Origin of the sequence: Streptomyces sp. NK08204 (genome assembly GCF_020400585.1) — a bacterium.
In the GTDB taxonomy this organism is placed as follows: domain Bacteria; phylum Actinomycetota; class Actinomycetes; order Streptomycetales; family Streptomycetaceae; genus Streptomyces.
This window is the reverse complement of record NZ_JAINVF010000005.1, coordinates 114,451-134,599: the sequence shown is the minus strand read 5'-3', so window position 1 is coordinate 134,599 and position 20,149 is coordinate 114,451. Positions and strand designations below refer to the sequence as shown.

Sequence of the window (20,149 nt, the reverse complement as noted above, 5' to 3'; positions counted from 1 at the left end):
GAGATGCAGCCCCGTTGGGACCGGTGGAGAGGCCGGGGCCCATGGGTGCGTGACAGGTAACGGGTGAGCGGCACGGAAGGTTGTGCGGTCGCCGGCGGGATCTGTGTCTCGTCCGGATCGTGGACGGCCCCCTCGCATGCGTACGTGTTGTATCTATCCTGTGGTCATGGAAACGGCCGTCCATCAACCCGTGATGCAACCCGTGATGCAAGCCGTGAAGCCGGCGGTGAAGCAGACCGTGAAGCAACCGCCCGCCGCCGAACGTGTCTACGACCACGTCAAACGAGGCGTCCTCGACCGCCGTTACGAGGGCGGGACACTGCTGACCGAGGGCGAGCTGGCAGAAGCCGTGGGAGTCTCCCGCACTCCCGTCCGGGAAGCGCTGCTGCGCCTGGAGGCCGAGGGGCTCATCCGGCTCTACCCGAAGAAGGGCGCCCTGGTGCTGCCCGTCTCCGCGCAGGAGATCGCGGACGTCGTGGAGACCCGGCTGCTGGTGGAGGAGCACGCCGCGCGCAAGGCCGTACCCGCGCCGCCGGGACTGCTGGACCGGCTCGCGGAGCTGCTGGAGCAGCAGAAGGCACAGGCCGCCGCGGGTGACCTGGCCGGTGCCGCGACGACCGACCGCTGCTTCCACGCCGAGATCGTGCGCAGCGGCGGCAACGAGATCCTCGCCCGCCTCTACGACCAGCTGCGCGACCGTCAGTTGCGGATGGGTGTCGCCGTCATGCACTCGCACCCCGACCGGATCGCCAAGACGCTCGCCGAGCACGAGGAGATCCTGGACGCGCTGCGGGCCGGGGACGCGGAGGCGGCCGTCGGGGTCGTGCACCGGCATGTGAGCTGGTTCTCGCACCTCGCGCGGGGTGAGGTGCGGTGAACGATCCCGTACAGCACGCCACCGTGCCGGGTGACCCACCGGGCGGCCGGCGTGCCGTCGCCATGTGGTCCATAGGCGTCGCGGTCTACTTCGTCGCCGTCATCTTCCGTACGTCCCTGGGCGTGGCGGGGCTCGACGCCGTCGACCGCTTCCATGTGAACGCCTCCGCGCTGTCGACGTTCTCCATCCTCCAGCTGCTCGTCTACGCGGGCATGCAGATACCCGTGGGCCTGCTGGTGGACCGGCTCGGCACCAAGCGGGTGCTGAGCATCGGGGCCGTGCTGTTCACGGCGGGGCAGCTGGGCTTCGCGTTCTCCCCCTCGTACGGCATGGCGCTCGGCTCCCGGGCCCTGCTCGGCTGCGGGGACGCGATGACCTTCATCAGCGTGCTGCGGCTCGGCACCCGCTGGTTCCCGGCCCGCCGCGGACCACTGGTCGCGCAGCTCGCGGCCCTGGCGGGGATGGCGGGCAACCTGGTCTCCACGCTCGTCCTGGCCCGGCTGCTGCATGGGCTCGGCTGGACGCCCGCGTTCGCGGGCAGCGCGCTGGCGGGGGCGGTGGTGCTGGTGCTGACGCTGCTGTTCCTGGAGGACCACCCCGAGGGGCACGAGCCGCAGCCGTCACCGCATCGGGGGGCCGTCTATGTGCGCCGGCAGATCGCCGCCGCCTGGCGGGAGCCGGGGACCCGGCTCGGGCTGTGGGTGCACTTCACCACCCAGTTCCCGGCGATGGTGTTCCTGCTGCTGTGGGGGCTGCCGTTCCTGGTCCAGGCGCAGGGGCTCAGCCGTGCGACGGCTGGCGAACTGCTCACGCTCGTCGTCCTGTCCAACATGGTGATCGGGCTCGTCTACGGACAGCTCGTCGCCCGGCACCACGCGGCACGGCTGCCGCTGGCGCTCGGCACGGTGGGGGCGACGGCCACAGTCTGGGCGGCCACGCTCGCCTGCCCCGGCGACCGTGCGCCGATGTGGCTGCTGGTGGTCCTGTGCGCCGTGCTCGGCGCGTGCGGACCGGCCTCCATGCTCGGCTTCGACTTCGCCCGGCCGGCCAACCCGCCGGAGCGGCAGGGCACCGCGTCCGGGATCACCAACATGGGTGGTTTCACCGCCTCGATGACGATGTTGCTCGCGATCGGGGTGCTGTTGGACGCCACCGGCGACAACTACACCGCGGCCTTCTCCGCCGTGTTCGTCCTGCAGGCGCTCGGGGTCAGCCAGATCCTGCGGCTGCGGGGGCAGGCAGCTCGGCGCGAGCGGGAGCGGCTGGTGGCGAGCCGGGTGGAGACGGTGCACGTGCCCGCGTGAACCGGTGCCTCCCCGCCCCGCGCGGCCAAGCCCCCACGGTGTCACGGCACCACACACCACGGCGTCACGGCACCACGGCGTCAAGGCATCGCGGCATCGCGGCATCGCGACGGCACGGCACGGCACCACGAGACCTCACGGCGTCACTGCGTCACGGCGTCACGGCGTCACGGCGAAGTTCTTCAGGATCGCCGTCGCCAGGGCCTGGTCGCCCTCCGCCGTCACCCGGTCCGCCACCGCCTCCGGGGCCACCCGGCCGCAGGCCAGGCGGACGTAGGTCTCCCAGTCGAGGCTGAGGGTGGCGGCGGGGCCCAGGGCGGGGGCGGTCTCCAGGGTGCCCCGGCCCTGCATGTCCACCCGGATCGTGCGGAGGAACTCCACGGGGCCGTGCACGTCGAAGACGACCGCCGAACTGCGCGGGGCGTCCGAGTCCTTGGCCACGACCTTGGGCAGGGCGCCCAGCAGGACGTCACGGGCCACGTACGCGCCCGGCGAGTCCAGGTTGCCGGGGCGGCCGAGTGCGGTGCGCAGGTCCTGCTCGTGCACCCAGACGTCGAACGCGCGGGTTCGCATGGCCTGTTCCAGGGTGACCTCGGAGCCGAGCGGGCCGCGCACCATGGTGCCCGGGTCACGGGACTCGTTGCGCAGCTGGCGGTTGCGGCGGATGACCGTGTACTCCAGCTCGGCCGTCATCTCCGGCGCCGTGTGGTGCCTGCGGACGTCGACCTGCATCTCCATGTAGCGCTGGTGGTCGGTGGTCACGTGGAAGAGGTCGCGCGGCAGCGCGTGGATGGGCCGCGGGTCGCCGAGCAGCTCGCAGTCGAGGCCGATGACGTGGGACACGATGTCCCGCACCGACCAGCCGGGGCAGGGGGTCCGCCGGTTCCAGTCCGGTTCCGCGAGGGACTGCACCAGCTCGGATATCGCTTCGATGGAGTCGGTCCAGGCGTCGGCGTAGGGCTGGAGGGTTGGATGCAGACTCACGGAAACGGGACCCCTCGGCGGTTGGTACACGGGCAGGTTGTGGGCGGCGTTGCCAGTGGGAGGCGGCGACACTCGGCGGGCGTCTCAAACCGCTAAGTTACGCTGCCCCAAGGCACCCCGGCAGTGCTTTCGTGTGACGATCGTAGGCCCGTGTGGACGACTCGAATGCCAGGACGGTGGTAGTGTGCGCGCCTCGCTGATCCAGATGACCGTGGACGAGGGCGAATCGGCAACCGACAGGAGGCAGCGGGCCGCCGCGCTCGTACGCGCGCAGTCCGGTGCCGACCTCGTGGTGCTGCCCGAGCTGTGGACCACGGGTGCCTTCGCCTACGAGGAGTTCGGCCGGGAGGCCGAACCGCTCGAGGGCCCCACGTACGAGGCGATGGCCAAGGCGGCGAGCGACGCGGGCGTGTGGCTGCACGCGGGCTCGATCCCCGAACGGGACCCCGACGGGACGCTCTACAACACCTCTCTCGTCTTCTCCCCCTCCGGTGACCTGGCCGCGGCCTACCGCAAGATCCACCGGTTCGGTTTCGACCAGGGCGAGGCCGTGCTCATGGGGGCCGGGCGGGACCTGGTGACGGTCCGGCTGCCCGAAACCACCCTGGGCGTGGCCACCTGCTACGACCTCCGTTTCCCCGAACTCTTCCGCTCCCTCGTGGACGCCGGCGCCGAGATCCTGGTGATTCCGGCGGGCTGGCCCGAGCGCCGGCGCGCGCACTGGACGCTGCTGGCTCAGGCACGGGCGGTGGAGAACCAGGCGTTCGTGCTCGCCTGTGGAACGGCCGGGACACACGCCGGAGTTCCGCAGGCGGGTCACTCGATCGTGGTGGATCCGTGGGGCGAGGTGCTGGCCGAGGCGGGGGCCGGCGAAGAGGTCCTGACCGTCGACCTCGACCCCGGGAAGGTGGCCGCGACCCGCGAGCAGTTCCCGGCGCTGAAGGACCGGATGCTGGGCCTGGAGCCGCCCCGACGCCACGGCTAGTCCTCCTCCCGGTCCTTCTCCTGCTCCTTCTCCCGTTCCTTCTCCGCGAGGTGGATCACGCACACCGCGACCGCGAGCAGCAGCGCGGGATCCGCGTCCTCGCGGACGACGTCGATGCCGTAGGTCTCCCGGACGTGCAGCCACCGCCGGGAGATGACCGCGAGGAGTTCGCCGTCGTACTCGATGGCGAACTCGCGGTCGAGGACCTTGCCGCTGACGTCCAGTCCGGTGCCGTCCACGAGGGACACCCGGTAGTGGTTGCGCAGCAGGGACAGCCGCTTGCGCCTGATCGTGGCGAGGCTCTCGCCGCCCCGCTCGATCACCATCGTGTCGCGCAGCGCGAACATCTTCCGGTGGATGTCGATCAGGACGCGCCCCTGGGCGTCCTTCAGCTCGAAGGTGTCCCGCAGCCGCATGGCCTTGCCGTCGACGAGGAAGACCTTCCGGCCGTGCTCGTCCTCGATCCAGTAGTCGTCACCGATGCCGAGGAGCCGGTCGCGTACGAGGAGTCTCATACCGGAGGTGCTTCCCCGGGACGCGGAGATCATCACAGGGCGCCGCCCAGGGCGCCGTCGGCCACCGGGCCGAAGCGGCGCCGGTACGACGACGGGCTCAGCCCGGTCTCGCGTCGCAGCCGCGCCCGTAGGTTGGCCGCCGTGCCCAGGCCGCTGCGCGCTGCCACGACATCCAGCCGCTCCTCGCCCCGCTCGATCAGCCGGCAGGCGAGCGCGACACGTTCCCGGGTGAGCCAGGCCAGCGGGGTCGTACCCAGCTGGCTGCGGAAGCGGCGGTGCAGCGTGGCGGGGGAGACGGCCGCACGGGCGGCCAGCTCCGCCACCGTCAGTGGCTCGCCCAGCCGTTCCTGCGCCCAGGCGAGCAGCGGGCCGAGGGAGTCGTCGGGGATGTCGGGCAGCGGACGCTCCACGAACTGGCGCTGGCCGCCGTCCCGGTGGGCGGCGAAGACGAGCCGCCGGGAGACGGCGTTGGCGATCTCCGCTCCGTGGTCGCGGTGCCACAGGCGCAGGCCGAGATCGAGGGCGGCGGCGCTGCCGGCGGCGGTGAGGACGTCTTTCTCGTCCACGTAGAGCACGTCGGGCTCCAGGAGCACCTTCGGGTGCAGGTCCCGGAAGGTGTCCGCCCACATCCAATGGGTGGTGGCCCGGCGCCCGTCGAGCAGCCCGGCCTCGGCGAGCGCGAAGGTGCCGGTGCAGAAGCTGACGACGCGGGCGCCGCGCGCGTGCGTGCGGCGGATCGCGTCAAGGACGTCGTCCCCGCGCGGTACGACGTTGTCCGGGCGTCCGGGCACGACGAGGGTGTCGGCCCCGTCCACCGCGTCCAGGCCGGGTACGCCGGTCAGGGTGAAGAAGCCGTGGTTCATCCGCACCGCCGAGGTGGGCGTGCACAGCGTCACCTCGTAGAGGGGCCCGGGCAGGCCCAGTTCCGGCCGGGGCAGCCCGAACAGTTCGGTCGCGACCCCGACCTCGAAGGGGTTCGTCCCGTCGTCGACGATCACGGCGACTCGGTGCGGACGGTGATGAGAGGATCCTTGCGGCATGTGCGGTTTCTAGCACTGGTGCGGCCCCCGGTCACCGCCGACGATGGGGGACATGAGCAGCGAACCGATCTCCCTGGCCACCGCCCTCTCCTCCTTCAGCGAGCACTGGAGCCCGCGCATCGTGACGGCCGTCAACGACTACGACGTCCGCATCGCGAAGGTCCACGGCGAGCACGTCTGGCACGTCCACGACGACACCGACGAGTTCTTCCTGGTCCTGGACGGCGAACTGCACATCGCGCTGCGCGAGCCGGCCGGTGACCGGACGGTCGTGCTCACCAAGGGCTCCGTCTTCACCGTCCCGCGCGGCACCGAGCACAAGCCGTACGCCCCACTCGCCACCTCGATCCTGGTGTTCGAACCCACGGGCACCTTGACGGTGGGCGACCGCCACGACGACGTACCCGACCACGTGGACGCCACCACGGGCCACGCGCTGACGTGACTGTCGGTGCCCAATGGCACCCTTGGGTCCATGAGCGACACTTCCCCGGCGACTGCCCGACGCGCCCGCGTCCGCGCCCCCGAGCTGATCGGCAAGGGCGGCTGGCTGAACACGGGCGGCAAGCAGTACACCCTGGCCGACCTGCGCGGACGCATCGTGGTCCTGGACTTCTGGACCTTCTGCTGCATCAACTGCCTGCACGTCCTGGACGAGCTGCGCGAGCTGGAGGAGAAGCACCGGGACACGGTGGTCGTCATCGGCGTGCACTCCCCCAAGTTCGTGCACGAGGCCGAGCACCAGGCGGTCGTGGACGCGGTCGAGCGGTACGGCGTGGAGCACCCCGTGCTGGACGACCCGGAGCTGGCGACGTGGAAGCAGTACGCGGTCCGCGCCTGGCCGACCCTCGTCGTGATCGACCCTGAGGGGTACGTCGTCGCCCAGCACGCGGGCGAGGGACACGCGCACGCCATCGAGCGGCTGGTCGAGGAGCTGGAGACGGAGCACGAGGCGAAGGGCACGCTGCGCCGCGGCGACGGGCCGTACGTGCCGCCGGAGCCGGAGCCGACCACGCTCCGCTTCCCGGGCAGGGCGCTTCTGCTGCCGTCCGGGAACTTTCTGGTCAGCGACACCACCCGGCACCAGCTGGTGGAGCTGGCCGAGGACGCCGAGACGGTCGTGCGGCGGATTGGCTCCGGCGCGCGCGCGTTCGTCGACGGCGGCCCGCAGGAGGCCGCGTTCAACGAGCCGCAGGGTCTCGCGCTGTTGGACGAGGGCTCGGTGGTCGTCGCCGACACCGTCAACCACGCCCTGCGCCGCCTCGACCTCGCCTCCGGCACGGTGACGACGCTGGCGGGCACCGGAAAGCAGTGGTGGCAGGGCTCCGCGACCTCCGGCCCGGCGCGCGAGGTGAGCCTCTCCTCCCCGTGGGACGTGGCGCTGTTCGGCGGCAAGGTGTGGATCGCCATGGCGGGCACCCACCAGCTGTGGGCCTACGACCCGGCGGAGCGGACGGTCGCCGTCACGGCCGGCACCACCAACGAGGGCCTGGTCGACGGCCCCGGCGCCGAGGCCTGGTTCGCGCAGCCCTCCGGTCTCGCGGCCACCGCCGACCGGCTCTGGCTCGCCGACTCCGAGACCAGCGCGCTGCGCTGGGTGGACCTCGACGGTCACGTCCACACGGCGGTCGGCACCGGGCTGTTCGACTTCGGTCACCGGGACGGCGCCGCGGAGCAGGCCCTCTTCCAGCACCCGCTGGGCGTGACGGCGCTGCCGGACGGCTCGGTGGCGGTCGCCGACACCTACAACCACGCGCTGCGCCGCTACGACCCCGCCACCGGCGAGGTCACCACCCTCGCGACGGACCTGCGCGAGCCCAGCGACGCGGTCCTCGTCGGCGAGGACATCGTGGTCGTGGAGTCGGCCCGGCACCGCCTGACCCGGCTGCGCCTGCCCGAGGAGGCCGTCCGGGTGGAGTCCGTCGCCCACCGCACGCAGCGCGCGGCGACGCAGGTCGCCCCCGGCCGCCTGCGCCTGGACGTGATCTTCCAGGCCCCGGCGGGCCAGAAGCTGGACACCCGTTACGGCCCCTCGACCCGCCTGCTGGTCTCCGCCACCCCGCCCGAGCTGCTGCTCAAGGGCGAGGGAGCCGACACGGACCTCTCCCGCGAGCTGGAACTGAACCCGGCGGTCGCGGAGGGCGTTCTGCACGTCTCCGCGATGGCGGCGTCCTGCGACGACGATCCGGCCAACGAATACCCCGCCTGCCACGTCCACCAGCAGGACTGGGGCGTTCCGGTCCGTCTCACCGAGGGCGGGGCGGACCGCCTGCCGCTCGTCCTGGCGGGCATGGACGAGCAGTAGCCGGGCGTCGCGTCAGAGGCCGTAGCCGTCGACGTATCCGTCGCCGCGGTGGTGGTGGTGCGGCTCTTCCTCCACCACCGGCGTCGCCGGCGGGACCACTACCCGCCGGCGTCGCGCGATCCCGCTGAAGGTCGTGACGCCTATCAGCCCCACGGCCATCAGGATCAGGCCGACGACCGTGAGGTTGACACCCTGCATGTGCCAGTCGGTCGCGAACGTCAGGATGGCTCCCACGGCGATGAGGATGATGCATCCGCCGAGCCCCATGAGACTTCGCCTCCCCTTTCGGTGCCGGAATCTCCGGTGCCGAGCGGGTACCCGGGTCTTTCCCGGCTAGCCCTCCAAGAACGCGGCCAGCGCGTTCGCCAGGAGGTAGGGGTCCTCGGCGCCGCACAGTTCGCGGGCGCTGTGCATCGACAGGATGGCCGCGCCGATGTCGACGGTCCGGATGCCGTGCCGGGCGGCGGTGATCGGGCCGATCGTGGTGCCGCAGGGCATGGAGTTGTTGGAGACGAAGGTCTGGAAGGGGACGTTGGCCTTCTCGCAGGCGGCGGCGAAGACGGCGCGGCCCGAACCGTCCGTGGCGTAGCGGTTGTTGACGTTGACCTTCAGGATGGGGCCGCCGTTGACGCGCGGGTGGTGCGTCGGGTCGTGCCGTTCCGGGTAGTTGGGGTGCACGGCGTGGCCCGTGTCGGAGGACAGGCAGACCGTTCCGGCGAAGGCGCGGGCCCGGTCCTCGTACGAGCCTGCGCGCGCGAACACCGAGCGTTCCAGGACGGAGCCCAGCAGCGGCCCGTCCGCGCCGGTGTCCGACTGGGAGCCGTTCTCCTCGTGGTCGAAGGCGGCCAGCACGGGGATCCGGGTGAGCCGGGCGTCACGGGTGGCGACGGCGGCGAGCGCGGCGGCGCCCGCGTGCACCGACAGCAGGTTGTCCATCCGGGGGCCCGCGACCAGCTCCCGGTCCCGGCCGAGGTAGGCCGGCGCCTCCACCGGGTTGACCATCAGGTCCCAGCCGGCCACCGAGCCCGCCGGCAGCCCCGCCTCCTGTTCCAGGAAGGCGATGAGGTCGCCGTCGGTCACGTCGTCGCCGAGTCCCCATACCGGCTGGGAGTGCCGCTGCTTGTCGAGCTTGAGCCCCTCGGTGGCGACGGAACGGTCGAGGTGGATGGCGAGCTGCGGCACGCGCAGCAGCGGCCGGTCCACGTTCACCAGGTGCGAGGAGCCGTCGCGCAGGGTCAGTCGGCCGGCCAGGCCCAGGTCCCGGTCGAGCCAGGAGTTCAGCAGCGGGCCGCCGTAGATCTCCACCGCGACCTGGCGCCAGCCGTGCGCGCCGCTGTCCGGCTGCGGCTTGACCCGAAGGTTCGGGGAGTCGGTGTGTGCGCCGACGATGTGGAACGGCGTGTGCGGTGCGGCGCCCTCGGGGACGTACCAGGCCACGATCGCGCCGCCGCGCAGCACGTACCTGCCGCCGCTCGTCCCCTCCCATGCATCCGTCTCCGCGACCTGCCGGAAGCCCGCCTTCTCCAGCCGTTCGGCGACGTTCGCCACGGCGTGGTACGGCGTCGGGCTCGCCGCCAGGAAGGACATCAGGTCGTCGGTGTGGCCGCGGTCGAAGCGGGCAGCGGATGCGCTCATGGTGTTCACCTTAACGACGAGCGCGGGCCCGCTCCCCTCTGTAGGGAGCGGGCCCGCGCAGGCGGTCGGAGGGGACGCGGACTAGAAGGCCGCCTCGTCCAGCTCCATGAGGTCCAGGTCGACGTTCTCCGCGACCTTGCGGGCCATGGTGACGCCGGGCAGGACGTTGGCCGCGAAGAACTTCGCCGCGGCGATCTTGCCGGTGTAGAACGCCTTGTCCTTCGCCGACGCCGTCTGGAGCTTCTCGGCGGCGACCGCGGCGCCCTTGAGGAGCAGGTAGCCGACGATCACGTCACCGGAGGCGAGCAGCAGACGGGTGGTGTTCAGACCCACCTTGTAGATGTTCTTGACGTCCTGCTCGGTGGCCGCGAGGTCGGTCAGCATCAGGCCGACGATCGCCTCCAGCTCGACGGCGGCCTTGGCGAGGTGCTCGCGGGCGCCGGCCAGTTCCTCGCCGCCGGTGCCGAGCGCCAGGAACTTCTTGATGTCCTCGGCGAGGGAGTTCAGCGCGGCGCCCTGGTTGCGGACGATCTTCCGGAAGAAGAAGTCCTGGCCCTGGATCGCGGTGGTGCCCTCGTACAGGGTGTCGATCTTGGAGTCCCGGATGTACTGCTCGATCGGGTACTCCTGCAGGAAGCCGGAGCCGCCGAAGGTCTGCAGCGACTGGGCGAGCTGCTCGTAGCCCTTCTCGGAGCCGTAGCCCTTCACGATCGGCAGGAGCAGGTCGTTCAGCGCGTGCTCGGCCGACGCGTCCTCGCCGGTCGCCTCCTTGACCGCGATCGTGTCCTGGATGGACGCGGTGTAGAGGACGAGGGCACGCATGCCCTCCGCGTACGCCTTCTGCGTGATCAGCGAGCGGCGCACGTCGGGGTGGTGGGTGATGGTGACCTTCGGCGCGGACTTGTCCATGAAGTTCGCCAGGTCGGGACCCTGCACGCGCTCCTTGGCGTACTCGAGGGCGTTGAGGTAGCCGGTGGACAGGGTGGAGATGGCCTTCGTGCCGACCATCATGCGGGCGAACTCGATGATGCGGAACATCTGGCGGATGCCGTCGTGCTTGTCACCGATCAGCCAGCCCTTGGCCGGGTGGCGGTCGCCGAAGGTCATCTCGCAGGTGTTGGAGGCCTTGAGGCCCATCTTGTGCTCGACGTTGGTGGCGTAGACGCCGTTGCGCTCGCCCAGCTCGCCGGTCTCGAAGTCGAACAGGTACTTCGGGACGAGGAAGAGGGACAGGCCCTTGGTGCCCGGCCCGGCACCCTCGGGGCGCGCGAGCACGTAATGGATGATGTTCTCCTCCATGTCGTGCTCACCGGAGGTGATGAAGCGCTTCACGCCCTCGATGTGCCAGGAGCCGTCCTCCTGCTGGATCGCCTTGGTGCGGCCGGCGCCGACGTCCGAGCCGGCGTCCGGCTCGGTGAGCACCATGGTGGATCCCCAGGTCTTCTCCACCGCGATCTTGGCGATCTTCTTCTGGATCTCGTTGCCCTCCTCGAAGAGGACGCGGGCGAACGCCGGGCCCGAGGAGTACATCCAGACCGCGGGGTTGGCGCCGAGGACCAGCTCGCCGTACGACCACAGCAGGGACGGGGGAGCGACGGTGCCGCCGATCTCCTCGGGCAGGCCGAGGCGCCAGTACTCGGAGTCCATGAAGGCCTTGTAGCTCTTCTTGAAGGACGCCGGAACGGGTGCGGTGTTCGTCTCGGGGTCGAAGACCGGCGGGTTGCGGTCGGCGTCCGCGAAGGACTCCGCCAGCTCGTTCTCGGCGAGCCGGGTCAGCTCCTCGAGGACGCTCCTGGCGGTGTCCGCGTCCATCTCCTCGAACGGGCCGGTGCCGTACAGCTTGTCGCGGCCGAGCACTTCGAAGAGGTTGAACTCGATGTCGCGGAGGTTGGACTTGTAGTGCCCCATGGTGACGGCTCCGTAGAGGGATCGGCGAGGCACTGACTCCTCGCGCCTTGTTCAGGTACCAGCAAGTAGCTAGATGATGCTACCCGCCGGTAATAAGACGCAACCCTGCCCCGGTATCTGTGACGAGGCTCAAGCCTCGGCCCATGGCGTCCCTGCGGGCAACCCCGCGTGCTCCGGCGGCCGGCCGGGGCTGGGCGGTTACCGCCGCGGGCCGTTCGGGCGGCGCGGCGGCTCGGTACGCTTGCGCCCATGTACGGATACGGCCAGCCCATGGACGGGGGCGCCGCACAGCAGCAGTACGCCCCGCCGCAGCAGCAGATGCCGGGCGGTGTCGGCGGGTACGGCCAGCAGCCGCCGCTGTACCCCGAGCCGTCGCCGCCCTCGCTCGCGGACGCGGTGCGCGCGTTCACCACGGGCCAGATGTCGGCCGAGGACTTCCAGCAGATCTTCGCCACGTCCAAGGTGTACTGCCCGCGCGGCGACACCCCCGGCTTCCTCGCCCTGCACAACACCCAGCAGCCGGTGATCCCCATGTTCACCTCGCTGAAGGAGCTGCGCCGGTACGCGGGCAAGGAGTCCAAGTACTTCGTGATCACCGGTGCCGAGGTGATCGACCTGCTGCCGACCGGCTACGGCTTCGTCCTGGACATGGAGGGCGAGCACCGGATCGTCTTCGACGCGAAGGCGGTCGAGCAGATGGTCGACTTCGCGATGCGCCGGATGTACGGCGGCGGCTGAGCCGAACCGCTCCTTCCGGTCGCACGGCTCGCCTACCGTTTCCGCATGGCCTCAGCCGACACCTCGCCGCTGGTCCTGTACGGCCGGCGGCGTTCTGTTGCCCGGCTGCGTTCCGGGGCGCTGCTGCTGGAGTCGGGGGGTGTGCGCCGCGAAATACCCGTCTCCGCGATCGAGCGCGTCGACGTACGCGGGCGCAGGGGGCGTGAGCTGGTCGTCGTCCTGACCTCGGCCTCCCCCGGCAGGGCGGCCTACGCCCTCACCTCCGGCAGTGCACCCGCCGTGCGGGAGTTCGCCGAGGCGGTGCGCCGCGCACTGCCCGTGCGGGCCGCCGGCGAGCCGAGCCGGGACGGGGCGGCGCTGGTGACGGTCACGCCGATGGAGCGCCCGGGGCTGGAACCCCGGAATGTGGCGCGGTGGGCGCTGGGCGGGCTCGCTGCGGCGCTCTTCGGGGTGATCACCGTGCTCCTGGTGGCACGTGACGCGGGGGAGCAGGCTCAGGTCTCCTGGCTGCTGAGCCCGATGATGACAACGGTCGGTGTGCTGCCGCTGAGGGGCGGTCTGCGCATGGTGCGCGACGCCCTGGTGCTGGGCCGGCGGGGCATCGTGGTCGCGGGGCGGCTCGTGGGCACGTACGAGCTGGGTGACGGGGACGACAGGAGAACCGAGTACGTCTACGCGTACGAGGACGCCCTCGGTGAGCCGCACCGGCGCAGTGGACCCGAAGGCGGCGGAGTGGAGGTCGAGATCCTCTACGACCCGGACGATCCTGGCGGCACCGCCAAGGTCGGCCGTGGCACGGTGGGGCACCTGCTGGCCGGGCTGCTTCTCGCCCTGCTGCTCGGAGCGCCCATGACGGCGATCGGTCTCGAGATGGTCGCTACGGGGCTGGCGCCCCTGTTCGCGTAGGCCGGACGGAGGGCCCGGAGGGAATTCCCTCCGGGCTTCTTCTGTTACACCTGGCGAGAAGTTCAACGCTCAACTAAACTGGGCGTACCAAGGAGGTACCCACCATGCCTGCAGTGACCGTCGAGAACCCGCTGACGCTGCCCCGTGTGACCGCGCCCGCCGACGCCGTGGCACGCCCCGTGCTGACCGTCACGACCGCTCCGGGCGGTTACGAGGGCGAGGGCTTCCCGGTGCGCCGGGCGTTCGCCGGGATCAACTACCGCCACCTCGACCCGTTCATCATGATGGACCAGATGGGCGAGGTGGAGTACGCGCCGGGCGAGCCCAAGGGCACCCCCTGGCACCCGCACCGGGGCTTCGAGACCGTCACCTACATCATCGACGGCGTCTTCGACCACCAGGACTCCAACGGCGGTGGCGGCACCATCACCAACGGCGACACCCAGTGGATGACGGCGGGCTCCGGCCTGCTGCACATCGAGGCCCCGCCCGAGCACCTGGTGGTGTCCGGCGGTCTCTTCCACGGCCTGCAGCTGTGGGTGAACCTGCCCGCCAAGGACAAGATGATGGCTCCGAGGTACCAGGACATCCGGGGCGGCCAGGTCCAGCTCCTCACCTCCCCCGACGGCGGCGCGCTGCTGCGTGTCATCGCCGGTGAGCTGGACGGCCACCAGGGCCCCGGCATCACGCACACGCCGATCACGATGATCCACGCGACCCTCGCCCCGGGCGCGGAGATCACCCTGCCCTGGCGGGAGGACTTCAACGGTCTCGCGTACGTCCTCGCGGGCCGCGGTGCGGTCGGCGCCGAGCGGCGCCCGGTCCACATGGGCCAGACCGCCGTCTTCGGCGCCGGGTCCTCGCTGACCGTCCGCGCGGACGAGCAGCAGGACTCGCACACGCCGGACCTGGAGGTCGTCCTCCTCGGCGGACAGCCGATCCGGGAGCCGATGGCCCACTACGGCCCGTTCGTCATGAACACCAAGGAAGAGCTGATGCAGGCCTTCGAGGACTTCCAGAAGGGCCGGCTGGGAACCGTACCGGCCGTGCACGGGATGTCCGAGGGCGGCATCTGACCCTCCGCCGGCTGTCAGCCGGCCGCCGTCAGCCCCAGGTGCGCGAGCACAGCACCAGGCGGTAGCCGTCCGGGTCGGCGACCGTCACCCCGTGCACGTCCCAGTACGGGTTGTGTGCGGGGACCCGGGCTCCCCCGGCGGCGACCAGGCGCTCGACCAGAGCCTCGTCGACCGGGGCGCCCAGGTAGACCACGAACAGGTCCTCCACGGTCGGGGTGGGCTCCATCGGCTGCTCGGGGTCGTGGGTGAGTTCGAGGTGCCAGGACCCGCCGGGCGGGCCGACCATCAGCAGGTCGTGCTCGCCCGGCACCCGTTCGGTGGTCCGCCACAGTACGTCGAGTCCGAGTCCGGTCACGTAGAAGTGCTCGGCAGCGGCGAGATCCCGCGAGGGCCGGGCCACACGGACATGGGTGGTCGAGTCGATCACGACGGCGAGCCTACGTCCGAGTTGACGGCCTGTCACCTGGGTGGGTCCTACGACAGGCGGGCCCTCGGCGGCCGTGGTGGCATGGGCGCATGTCCACGCCACCGGACCTGCTGCCCGCGCCCGTTCGCCGTCTTGCCGCCTGGTGCGCCGTGCTGCTGCTCGTCGCCGGGGTCGGCTGGGTCGCTGTGCAGCTGTGCGCCGAGTTCCGCGCGGCTGTCACCCCGGTGCTGCTCGCGCTGCTCGGGACCGCGCTGCTCGGGCCGTTGTACCGGCGGCTGGTGCGGGCCAGGGTGACACCCTCGGTGGCGGCAGGGCTCACCTGTGTCGCCGTACTGGCCGTCGTCGGCGGCGCGGTCTACATCGTCGTCGCCGCGCTCATCGACACCGGCGACCAGATCATCACTTCCCTGAGAGACGCCGCCAAGTCCCTCACCCGGCACTTCGGGGCCGCCGGGACCAGTCTCGACGACCTCGCCGCCAACGCGCGCCGGCTGCTCGGCAAGTTCGGCGGGACAGCCGCCTCCAACGTCATCAGCGGGGTCAGTGTCGTCGGCGAGTTCCTGGCGATGGCCGTCCTCGCGCTGCTGCTCGTCTTCTTCTTCCTGCGCGACTCCGGGCGCGCCGTCGCGGGCCTGCGTGCCTGCGCCCCCGGCGACAGCGCCGACACCCTGGAGGCCATCGCACGCCGTGCCTTCCAGGCGGTCGAGGGGTTCATGCGCGGGACGACTGTCATCGCCCTCATCGACGCGGCGTGCATCACCCTCGGCCTGCTGATCCTCCAGGTGCCCGGTGCGGTCGGGCTCGGCGCGCTCGTGTTCGTCGGCGCCTACATCCCCTACCTCGGTGCCTTCATCTCCGGCGCGGTGGCCGTGCTGGTCGCGCTCGCCGACCGGGGCTTCGTCATCGCCCTGTGGGCGCTCGGTGTCGTGCTCGCCGTGCAGGTGCTGGAGGGGCATGTGCTGCAGCCGGTGATCCAGAGCCGGACCGTGCAGATGCACCCGGCCGCGGTGTTGCTGGCGATCACCGCGGGCGCCTCGGTCGCGGGCATCCTCGGCATGCTGCTCGCCGTACCGCTGACCGCCGCGGCCTTCGGGGTCGTACAGGAGCTGCGGAACCACTACGCGCAGAGCGAGTCGGCCGGCAGACCGGCCGAGTGAGCCGGCCGGGCAGAGCGCTGGGCAACGCGGCTGGGCAGCGCGGCTGGGCAGCGCGGCCGGGAAGGGCGGCTGGGCAGCGTGGCTGGGAAGGGCGGCCGGGTCAGTAGTACTTCTCGAAGAGTTCGAACCAGATGCTCTTGCCCTCGCCCCGCGGATCCACTCCCCATCCGTGCGCGAGCAGTTCGACCAGCATCAGACCGCGGCCGGAGGAGGCCAGTTCGCCGGGGCGGCGCTTGTGCGGCAGGTCGTCGCCGGCGTCGGTGACCTCCACCCTGAGCCGTCGGCCGCCCGGCTCCCCGGCGACCTCCGCGAGCAGCAGCGCGTCGGCGTCGGTGTGCACCAGGACGTTGGTGACCATCTCGGAGACCAGCAGCACCGCCGCGTCCACCTGCTCTCCGTCGGACCAGTCGTGCAGCAGCTCGCGCACGTACTGGCGGGCCTCGGCGATCCGGTCCGGTTCGTCCTGCGCCACCGACAGCAGCGTGCGCCGTACCGCCGACCGTGCCGTCACGGCGGCGCCGTAGCCGTCCCCGGGCCGGCCCAGGAGCAGCAGTGCTATGTCGTCCTCGCGGCGGTCGGCCAGCGGACCGGTGGTGTGGTGCGAGGAGGGCCCGTGCACGCCCTGCACCAGTGTGTCGGCCAGCATCTCCAGGCCGTGCTCGTGGTTGGGGTCGTGGCCCGGGCCGAAGTCCTCAAGGATCGTGCGAAGGCGCTGCCAGCCGCTCTCCATGTCGTGCCCGCCGGTCTCGATCAGGCCGTCGGTGCACAGCATCATGATCTCGCCGGGCTCCAGCGTGAACCGGGTCGTCGGGTAGTCGGCGTCCGGGTCGATGCCCAGCGGCAGCCCGCCCGCGGTCGGCCGCTGTATCACCGTGCCGTCGGCCATCCGGATCGCCGGGTGCGGATGCCCGGCGCGGGCGATCTCCAGCCGGCCGCTCACCGGGTCGGCCTCGGCGTACAGGCAGGTGGCGAAGCGCGGTTCGGGGGGTGCGGCGCGGCCGGGGTGTCCGGCGCGGCCGGGGTGTCCGTTCCGGCGGTCATGGGTCATGCCGTGCAGGAAGCGGGAGGCCCGGGAGAGGACGGCGTCCGGGCGGTGGCCCTCGGACGCGTAGGCGCGCAGGGCGATCCTGAGCTGCCCCATCAGGCCCGCCGCCCGTACGTCATGGCCCTGTACGTCCCCTATGACCAGCGCGAAGCGCCCGGAGGGCAGCGGGATCATGTCGTACCAGTCGCCGCCGACCTGGAGGCCGCCGCCGGTCGGGATGTAGCGGGCGGCCACCCGCATGCCCGGTATCGCGGGGCCCAGCGTGGGCAGCATGGAGCGCTGCAGGCCCTCCGTCAGCTCCCGCTCCTCCTCCTGGGCGCCGGCCCGCGACAGGGCCTGGGCGAGCATCCGGGCCACCGTGGCCAGGACGGCGCGCTCGTCCGGGGTGAAGGCCACCGGATAGGTGAAGGCGGCCATCCAGGCACCCATCGTGCGTCCGGCCACCGTCAGCGGCATGAAGGCCCACGAGCGGCGGCCGAAGTGCCGGGCGAGCGGCCAGGTCGCCGGGTAGCGGGCCTTGTACTCCGCGGGGGAGGACAGATACACGGCGCGGCCGGTTCGCACGACCTCGGCCGCCGGATAGCTGGTGGTCAGCGGCATGTGCGAGAAGGCGCTCATGGCGCCGGGCCGGTGCCCGTGCTGGCCGATGATCGTCAGCCGGTCGCCCTCCACCCCGAAGACCACGAGCCCGTCCGGGGAGAACCCCGGCATCGACAGGCCGCCGACCACCCGGAGCACCTCGGCCGTGGAGCGTGCCTCGGCCAGCGCCCGGCCCGCGTCCAGCAGGAACGCCTCCCGTGAGCGCCGCCAGTCACCGGTGACCGCGCTGCGGGCGGCCCGCGTGCCCGGGGCCGGCTCGGTGACCTCCTGGAGGGTGCCGACCAGCTCGTACGCCTGACACTCGGGGTCGTAGGACGGTTTCGAGCGGCTGCGGACGACCCGCAGGACGTTGCCCTGCTCGTCCATGATGCGGACGCGTACCTCGGCGAGCGTGCCCTCGGCGACGGCCATCGGGACCACCCCGGTGATCTCGTTCCAGTCGACCGGATGCAGCCGGGCCCGGGTCTGGGCCTCCGTGAGGGTGGTCGCCTCCGCGGGCAGCCCCAGCAGCCGCGCCGCCTCCGCGTCCACGGTGACCAGGCCGGCGGCCGTGTCCCAGTGCCACAGCCCGGTCGCGAGGGCGGCGAGGACGACCCCGACGGACGGGAGGGGCTCGCCTGTGCGCATTGCCCCACTTTAGGAACACCTGCCCGATGAATGCCACCCTGGCCGGCCCGACGGTAATGGCGGGGAGCCGATCTCGGGTGCCCGGTACCCTTGATGGGTCCGGGCCCCGTGCCCGTTCCCGCCGGGGCCCAGCGCCCGGGCAGGAGCCAACCCCACCACGAAGGACGATGAACGACGATGCATCGCTACAGGTCCCACACCTGCGGCCAGCTCCGCGCCTCTGACGTCGGCACCGACGTCCGGCTGAGTGGCTGGCTGCACAATCGGCGCGACCTGGGCGGCATCCTCTTCATCGATCTGCGCGACCACTACGGCATCACGCAGCTGGTCGCCCGCCCCGGCACGCCCGCGTACGAGGCCCTGGACAAGATTTCCAAGGAGTCCACGGTCCGCGTCGACGGCCGCGTTGTTTCACGTGGAACCGAGAACGTCAACCCCGACCTGCCCACCGGCGAGATCGAGGTCGAGGTCGGCGCGGTCGAGCTGCTGGGTGCCGCCGCCCCGCTGCCCTTCACGATCAACACCGAGGACGGGGTCAACGAGGAGCGGCGCCTGGAGTACCGCTTCCTGGACCTGCGCCGCGAGCGCATGCACCGCAACATCATGCTGCGCACGGCCGTGATCTCCGCGATGCGGCACAAGATGGCCGCGATGGGCTTCAACGAGATGGCGACGCCGATCCTGTCCGCCACCTCCCCCGAGGGCGCCCGTGACTACGTGGTCCCCTCCCGTGTGCACCCGGGCAAGTTCTACGCCCTGCCGCAGGCCCCGCAGCAGTTCAAGCAGCTGCTCATGATCTCCGGCTTCGACCGCTACTTCCAGATCGCGCCCTGCTTCCGCGACGAGGACGCCCGCGCCGACCGCTCGCCGGGCGAGTTCTACCAGCTCGACATCGAGATGAGCTTCGTCGAGCAGGAGGACATCTTCCAGCCGGTCGAGCAGCTGATGACCGAGCTGTTCGAGGAGTTCGGCGGTGGCCGCCACGTCACCTCCCCCTTCCCGCGGATCCCGTTCCGCGAGGCGATGCTGAAGTACGGCTCCGACAAGCCGGACCTGCGCGCCAAGCTGGAGCTGGTCGACATCACCGACGTCTTCGAGGCCTCGGAGTTCAAGGCCTTCGCCGGCAAGCACGTGCGTGCCCTGCCGGTGCCGGCGGTCCAGGACCAGCCGCGCAAGTTCTTCGACCAGCTCGGCGAGTTCGCCGTCTCGCTGGGCGCCAAGGGCCTGGCGTGGGTCCGCGTCGGCGAGGACGGCGCCCTGTCCGGCCCGATCGCGAAGTTCCTCACCGAGAAGAACGTCGCCGAGCTGACCAAGCGCCTGTCCCTGGCCCCCGGCCACGCCGTCTTCTTCGGTGCGGGCGAGTTCGACGAGGTCTCCAAGGTCATGGGCGCGGTGCGGGTGGAAGCCGCCCGCCGGGCCGGCCACTTCGAGGAGGGCGTCTTCCGCTTCTGCTGGATCGTCGACTTCCCGATGTACGAGCGGGACGAGGAGACCGGCGCGATCGACTTCTCGCACAACCCGTTCTCCATGCCGCAGGGCGGCCTGGAGGCCCTGCAGACCCAGGACCCCCTGGACATCCTGGGCTGGCAGTACGACATCGTCTGCAACGGCGTCGAGCTGTCCTCCGGCGCGATCCGGAACCACGACCCGGAGGTCATGCTCAAGGCCTTCGAGATCGCGGGCTACGACCACGAGACGGTGGAGGAGAAGTTCGCGGGCATGCTGCGCGCGTTCCGCTTCGGCGCCCCGCCGCACGGCGGCATCGCCCCCGGCGTGGACCGCATCGTCATGCTCCTCGCGGACGAGCCCAACATCCGCGAGACGATCGCCTTCCCGCTCAACGGCAACGCCCAGGACCTGATGATGGGCGCGCCGACGGAGCTGGACGAGACCCGCCTGCGCGAGCTGCACCTGAACATCCGCAAGCCGCAGCCGAAGTAACCGGCTGGGTCGGGCAACGAAGGGGCCCGGAACCGCGACGGCGGTTCCGGGCCCCTTCGCATGCGTCAGGACGAGCTGC

Annotated in this window: 18 protein-coding genes; 10 read left to right on the top strand and 8 right to left on the bottom strand. The window is 71.4% G+C overall.

Going from position 1 to position 20,149, the window contains the following annotated elements:
- Window positions 1–226: 226 nt before the first annotated feature.
- Both K7G59_RS10250 and K7G59_RS10245 read left to right on the top strand, forming a co-directional pair.
- Window positions 227–877, top strand: coding sequence for a GntR family transcriptional regulator (locus K7G59_RS10250; protein ID WP_374114207.1), 651 nt, complete (start codon window positions 227–229; stop codon window positions 875–877).
- 62 nt (window positions 878–939) lie between these two features.
- A complete protein-coding gene (locus tag K7G59_RS10245) occupies window positions 940–2,181 on the top strand; it encodes a nitrate/nitrite transporter (protein ID WP_225833094.1) in 1,242 nt (413 codons plus the stop codon).
- Between the two features lie 159 nt (window positions 2,182–2,340).
- Here K7G59_RS10245 and K7G59_RS10240 read toward each other — a convergent pair whose 3' ends face one another.
- Window positions 2,341–3,165, bottom strand: coding sequence for a maleylpyruvate isomerase family mycothiol-dependent enzyme (locus K7G59_RS10240; RefSeq protein WP_225832532.1), 825 nt, complete (start codon window positions 3,163–3,165; stop codon window positions 2,341–2,343).
- Window positions 3,166–3,349: 184 nt separating this feature from the next.
- Here K7G59_RS10240 and K7G59_RS10235 point away from each other — a divergent pair, with 184 nt between their 5' ends.
- Entirely contained in the window at window positions 3,350–4,150 is an 801-nt protein-coding gene (locus K7G59_RS10235) for a carbon-nitrogen family hydrolase (RefSeq protein WP_225832528.1), read from the top strand.
- Here the strand turns inward: K7G59_RS10235 and K7G59_RS10230 are convergent.
- Both K7G59_RS10230 and K7G59_RS10225 read right to left on the bottom strand, forming a co-directional pair.
- Window positions 4,147–4,665: an LURP-one-related/scramblase family protein gene (locus tag K7G59_RS10230; RefSeq protein WP_225832526.1), complete on the bottom strand. Its 519-nt coding sequence runs from the start codon at window positions 4,663–4,665 to the stop codon at window positions 4,147–4,149. The genes K7G59_RS10235 and K7G59_RS10230 overlap by 4 nt on opposite strands.
- A gap of 32 nt (window positions 4,666–4,697) precedes the next feature.
- Window positions 4,698–5,705 carry a GlxA family transcriptional regulator gene (locus tag K7G59_RS10225; protein WP_225832523.1) on the bottom strand — a complete coding sequence of 336 codons (1,008 nt, stop codon included), beginning with the start codon at window positions 5,703–5,705 and terminating at the stop codon, window positions 4,698–4,700.
- A 52-nt stretch (window positions 5,706–5,757) separates the two neighbouring features.
- Between K7G59_RS10225 and K7G59_RS10220 the strand changes: the two genes are divergently transcribed.
- Entirely contained in the window at window positions 5,758–6,150 is a 393-nt protein-coding gene (locus K7G59_RS10220) for a cupin domain-containing protein (protein WP_225832521.1), read from the top strand.
- 30 nt (window positions 6,151–6,180) lie between these two features.
- Complete coding sequence (locus K7G59_RS10215) at window positions 6,181–8,010, top strand: thioredoxin-like domain-containing protein (RefSeq protein WP_225832519.1); 1,830 nt, start codon at window positions 6,181–6,183, stop codon at window positions 8,008–8,010.
- A 12-nt stretch (window positions 8,011–8,022) separates the two neighbouring features.
- Here the strand turns inward: K7G59_RS10215 and K7G59_RS10210 are convergent, their stop codons facing one another.
- From K7G59_RS10210 to K7G59_RS10200, 3 genes are all read right to left on the bottom strand, one after another.
- The gene (locus K7G59_RS10210; protein ID WP_225832517.1) at window positions 8,023–8,277 is read right to left on the bottom strand and encodes a DUF6458 family protein; all 255 of its coding nucleotides are present in this window, start codon (window positions 8,275–8,277) and stop codon (window positions 8,023–8,025) included.
- Between the two features lie 66 nt (window positions 8,278–8,343).
- Entirely contained in the window at window positions 8,344–9,645 is a 1,302-nt protein-coding gene (locus K7G59_RS10205; RefSeq protein ID WP_225832515.1) for a M18 family aminopeptidase, read from the bottom strand.
- Between the two features lie 81 nt (window positions 9,646–9,726).
- Window positions 9,727–11,553, bottom strand: a complete 1,827-nt coding sequence (locus tag K7G59_RS10200) for an acyl-CoA dehydrogenase (RefSeq protein ID WP_225832513.1) — start codon at window positions 11,551–11,553, stop codon at window positions 9,727–9,729.
- 249 nt (window positions 11,554–11,802) lie between these two features.
- Between K7G59_RS10200 and K7G59_RS10195 the strand changes: the two genes are divergently transcribed.
- The 3 genes from K7G59_RS10195 (at window position 11,803) to K7G59_RS10185 (ending at window position 14,273) form a co-directional block, all read left to right on the top strand.
- The gene (locus K7G59_RS10195; RefSeq protein ID WP_225832511.1) at window positions 11,803–12,291 is read left to right on the top strand and encodes an SseB family protein; all 489 of its coding nucleotides are present in this window, start codon (window positions 11,803–11,805) and stop codon (window positions 12,289–12,291) included.
- A gap of 45 nt (window positions 12,292–12,336) precedes the next feature.
- Window positions 12,337–13,197 carry a hypothetical protein gene (locus K7G59_RS10190; protein ID WP_225832509.1) on the top strand — a complete coding sequence of 287 codons (861 nt, stop codon included), beginning with the start codon at window positions 12,337–12,339 and terminating at the stop codon, window positions 13,195–13,197.
- A gap of 104 nt (window positions 13,198–13,301) precedes the next feature.
- On the top strand, window positions 13,302–14,273 hold the full coding sequence (locus K7G59_RS10185; RefSeq protein ID WP_225832507.1) for a pirin family protein: 972 nt from the start codon (window positions 13,302–13,304) through the stop codon (window positions 14,271–14,273).
- 28 nt (window positions 14,274–14,301) lie between these two features.
- Here K7G59_RS10185 and K7G59_RS10180 read toward each other — a convergent pair whose 3' ends face one another.
- Window positions 14,302–14,700 (bottom strand): VOC family protein, encoded by a 399-nt coding sequence (locus tag K7G59_RS10180; RefSeq protein ID WP_225832505.1) that lies wholly within the window; start codon window positions 14,698–14,700, stop codon window positions 14,302–14,304.
- A gap of 89 nt (window positions 14,701–14,789) precedes the next feature.
- On the opposite strand from K7G59_RS10180, the gene K7G59_RS10175 reads away from it, so the two are divergent.
- Window positions 14,790–15,857, top strand: coding sequence for an AI-2E family transporter (locus tag K7G59_RS10175; RefSeq protein ID WP_225832504.1), 1,068 nt, complete (start codon window positions 14,790–14,792; stop codon window positions 15,855–15,857).
- A 100-nt stretch (window positions 15,858–15,957) separates the two neighbouring features.
- On the opposite strand, the gene K7G59_RS10170 is transcribed toward K7G59_RS10175, so the two are convergent.
- The gene (locus K7G59_RS10170; protein ID WP_225832502.1) at window positions 15,958–18,129 is read right to left on the bottom strand and encodes a SpoIIE family protein phosphatase; all 2,172 of its coding nucleotides are present in this window, start codon (window positions 18,127–18,129) and stop codon (window positions 15,958–15,960) included.
- Between the two features lie 177 nt (window positions 18,130–18,306).
- Here K7G59_RS10170 and aspS point away from each other — a divergent pair, with 177 nt between their 5' ends.
- Entirely contained in the window at window positions 18,307–20,070 is a 1,764-nt protein-coding gene (aspS, locus tag K7G59_RS10165) for an aspartate--tRNA ligase (RefSeq protein ID WP_225832501.1), read from the top strand.
- Window positions 20,071–20,149 lie beyond the last annotated feature (79 nt).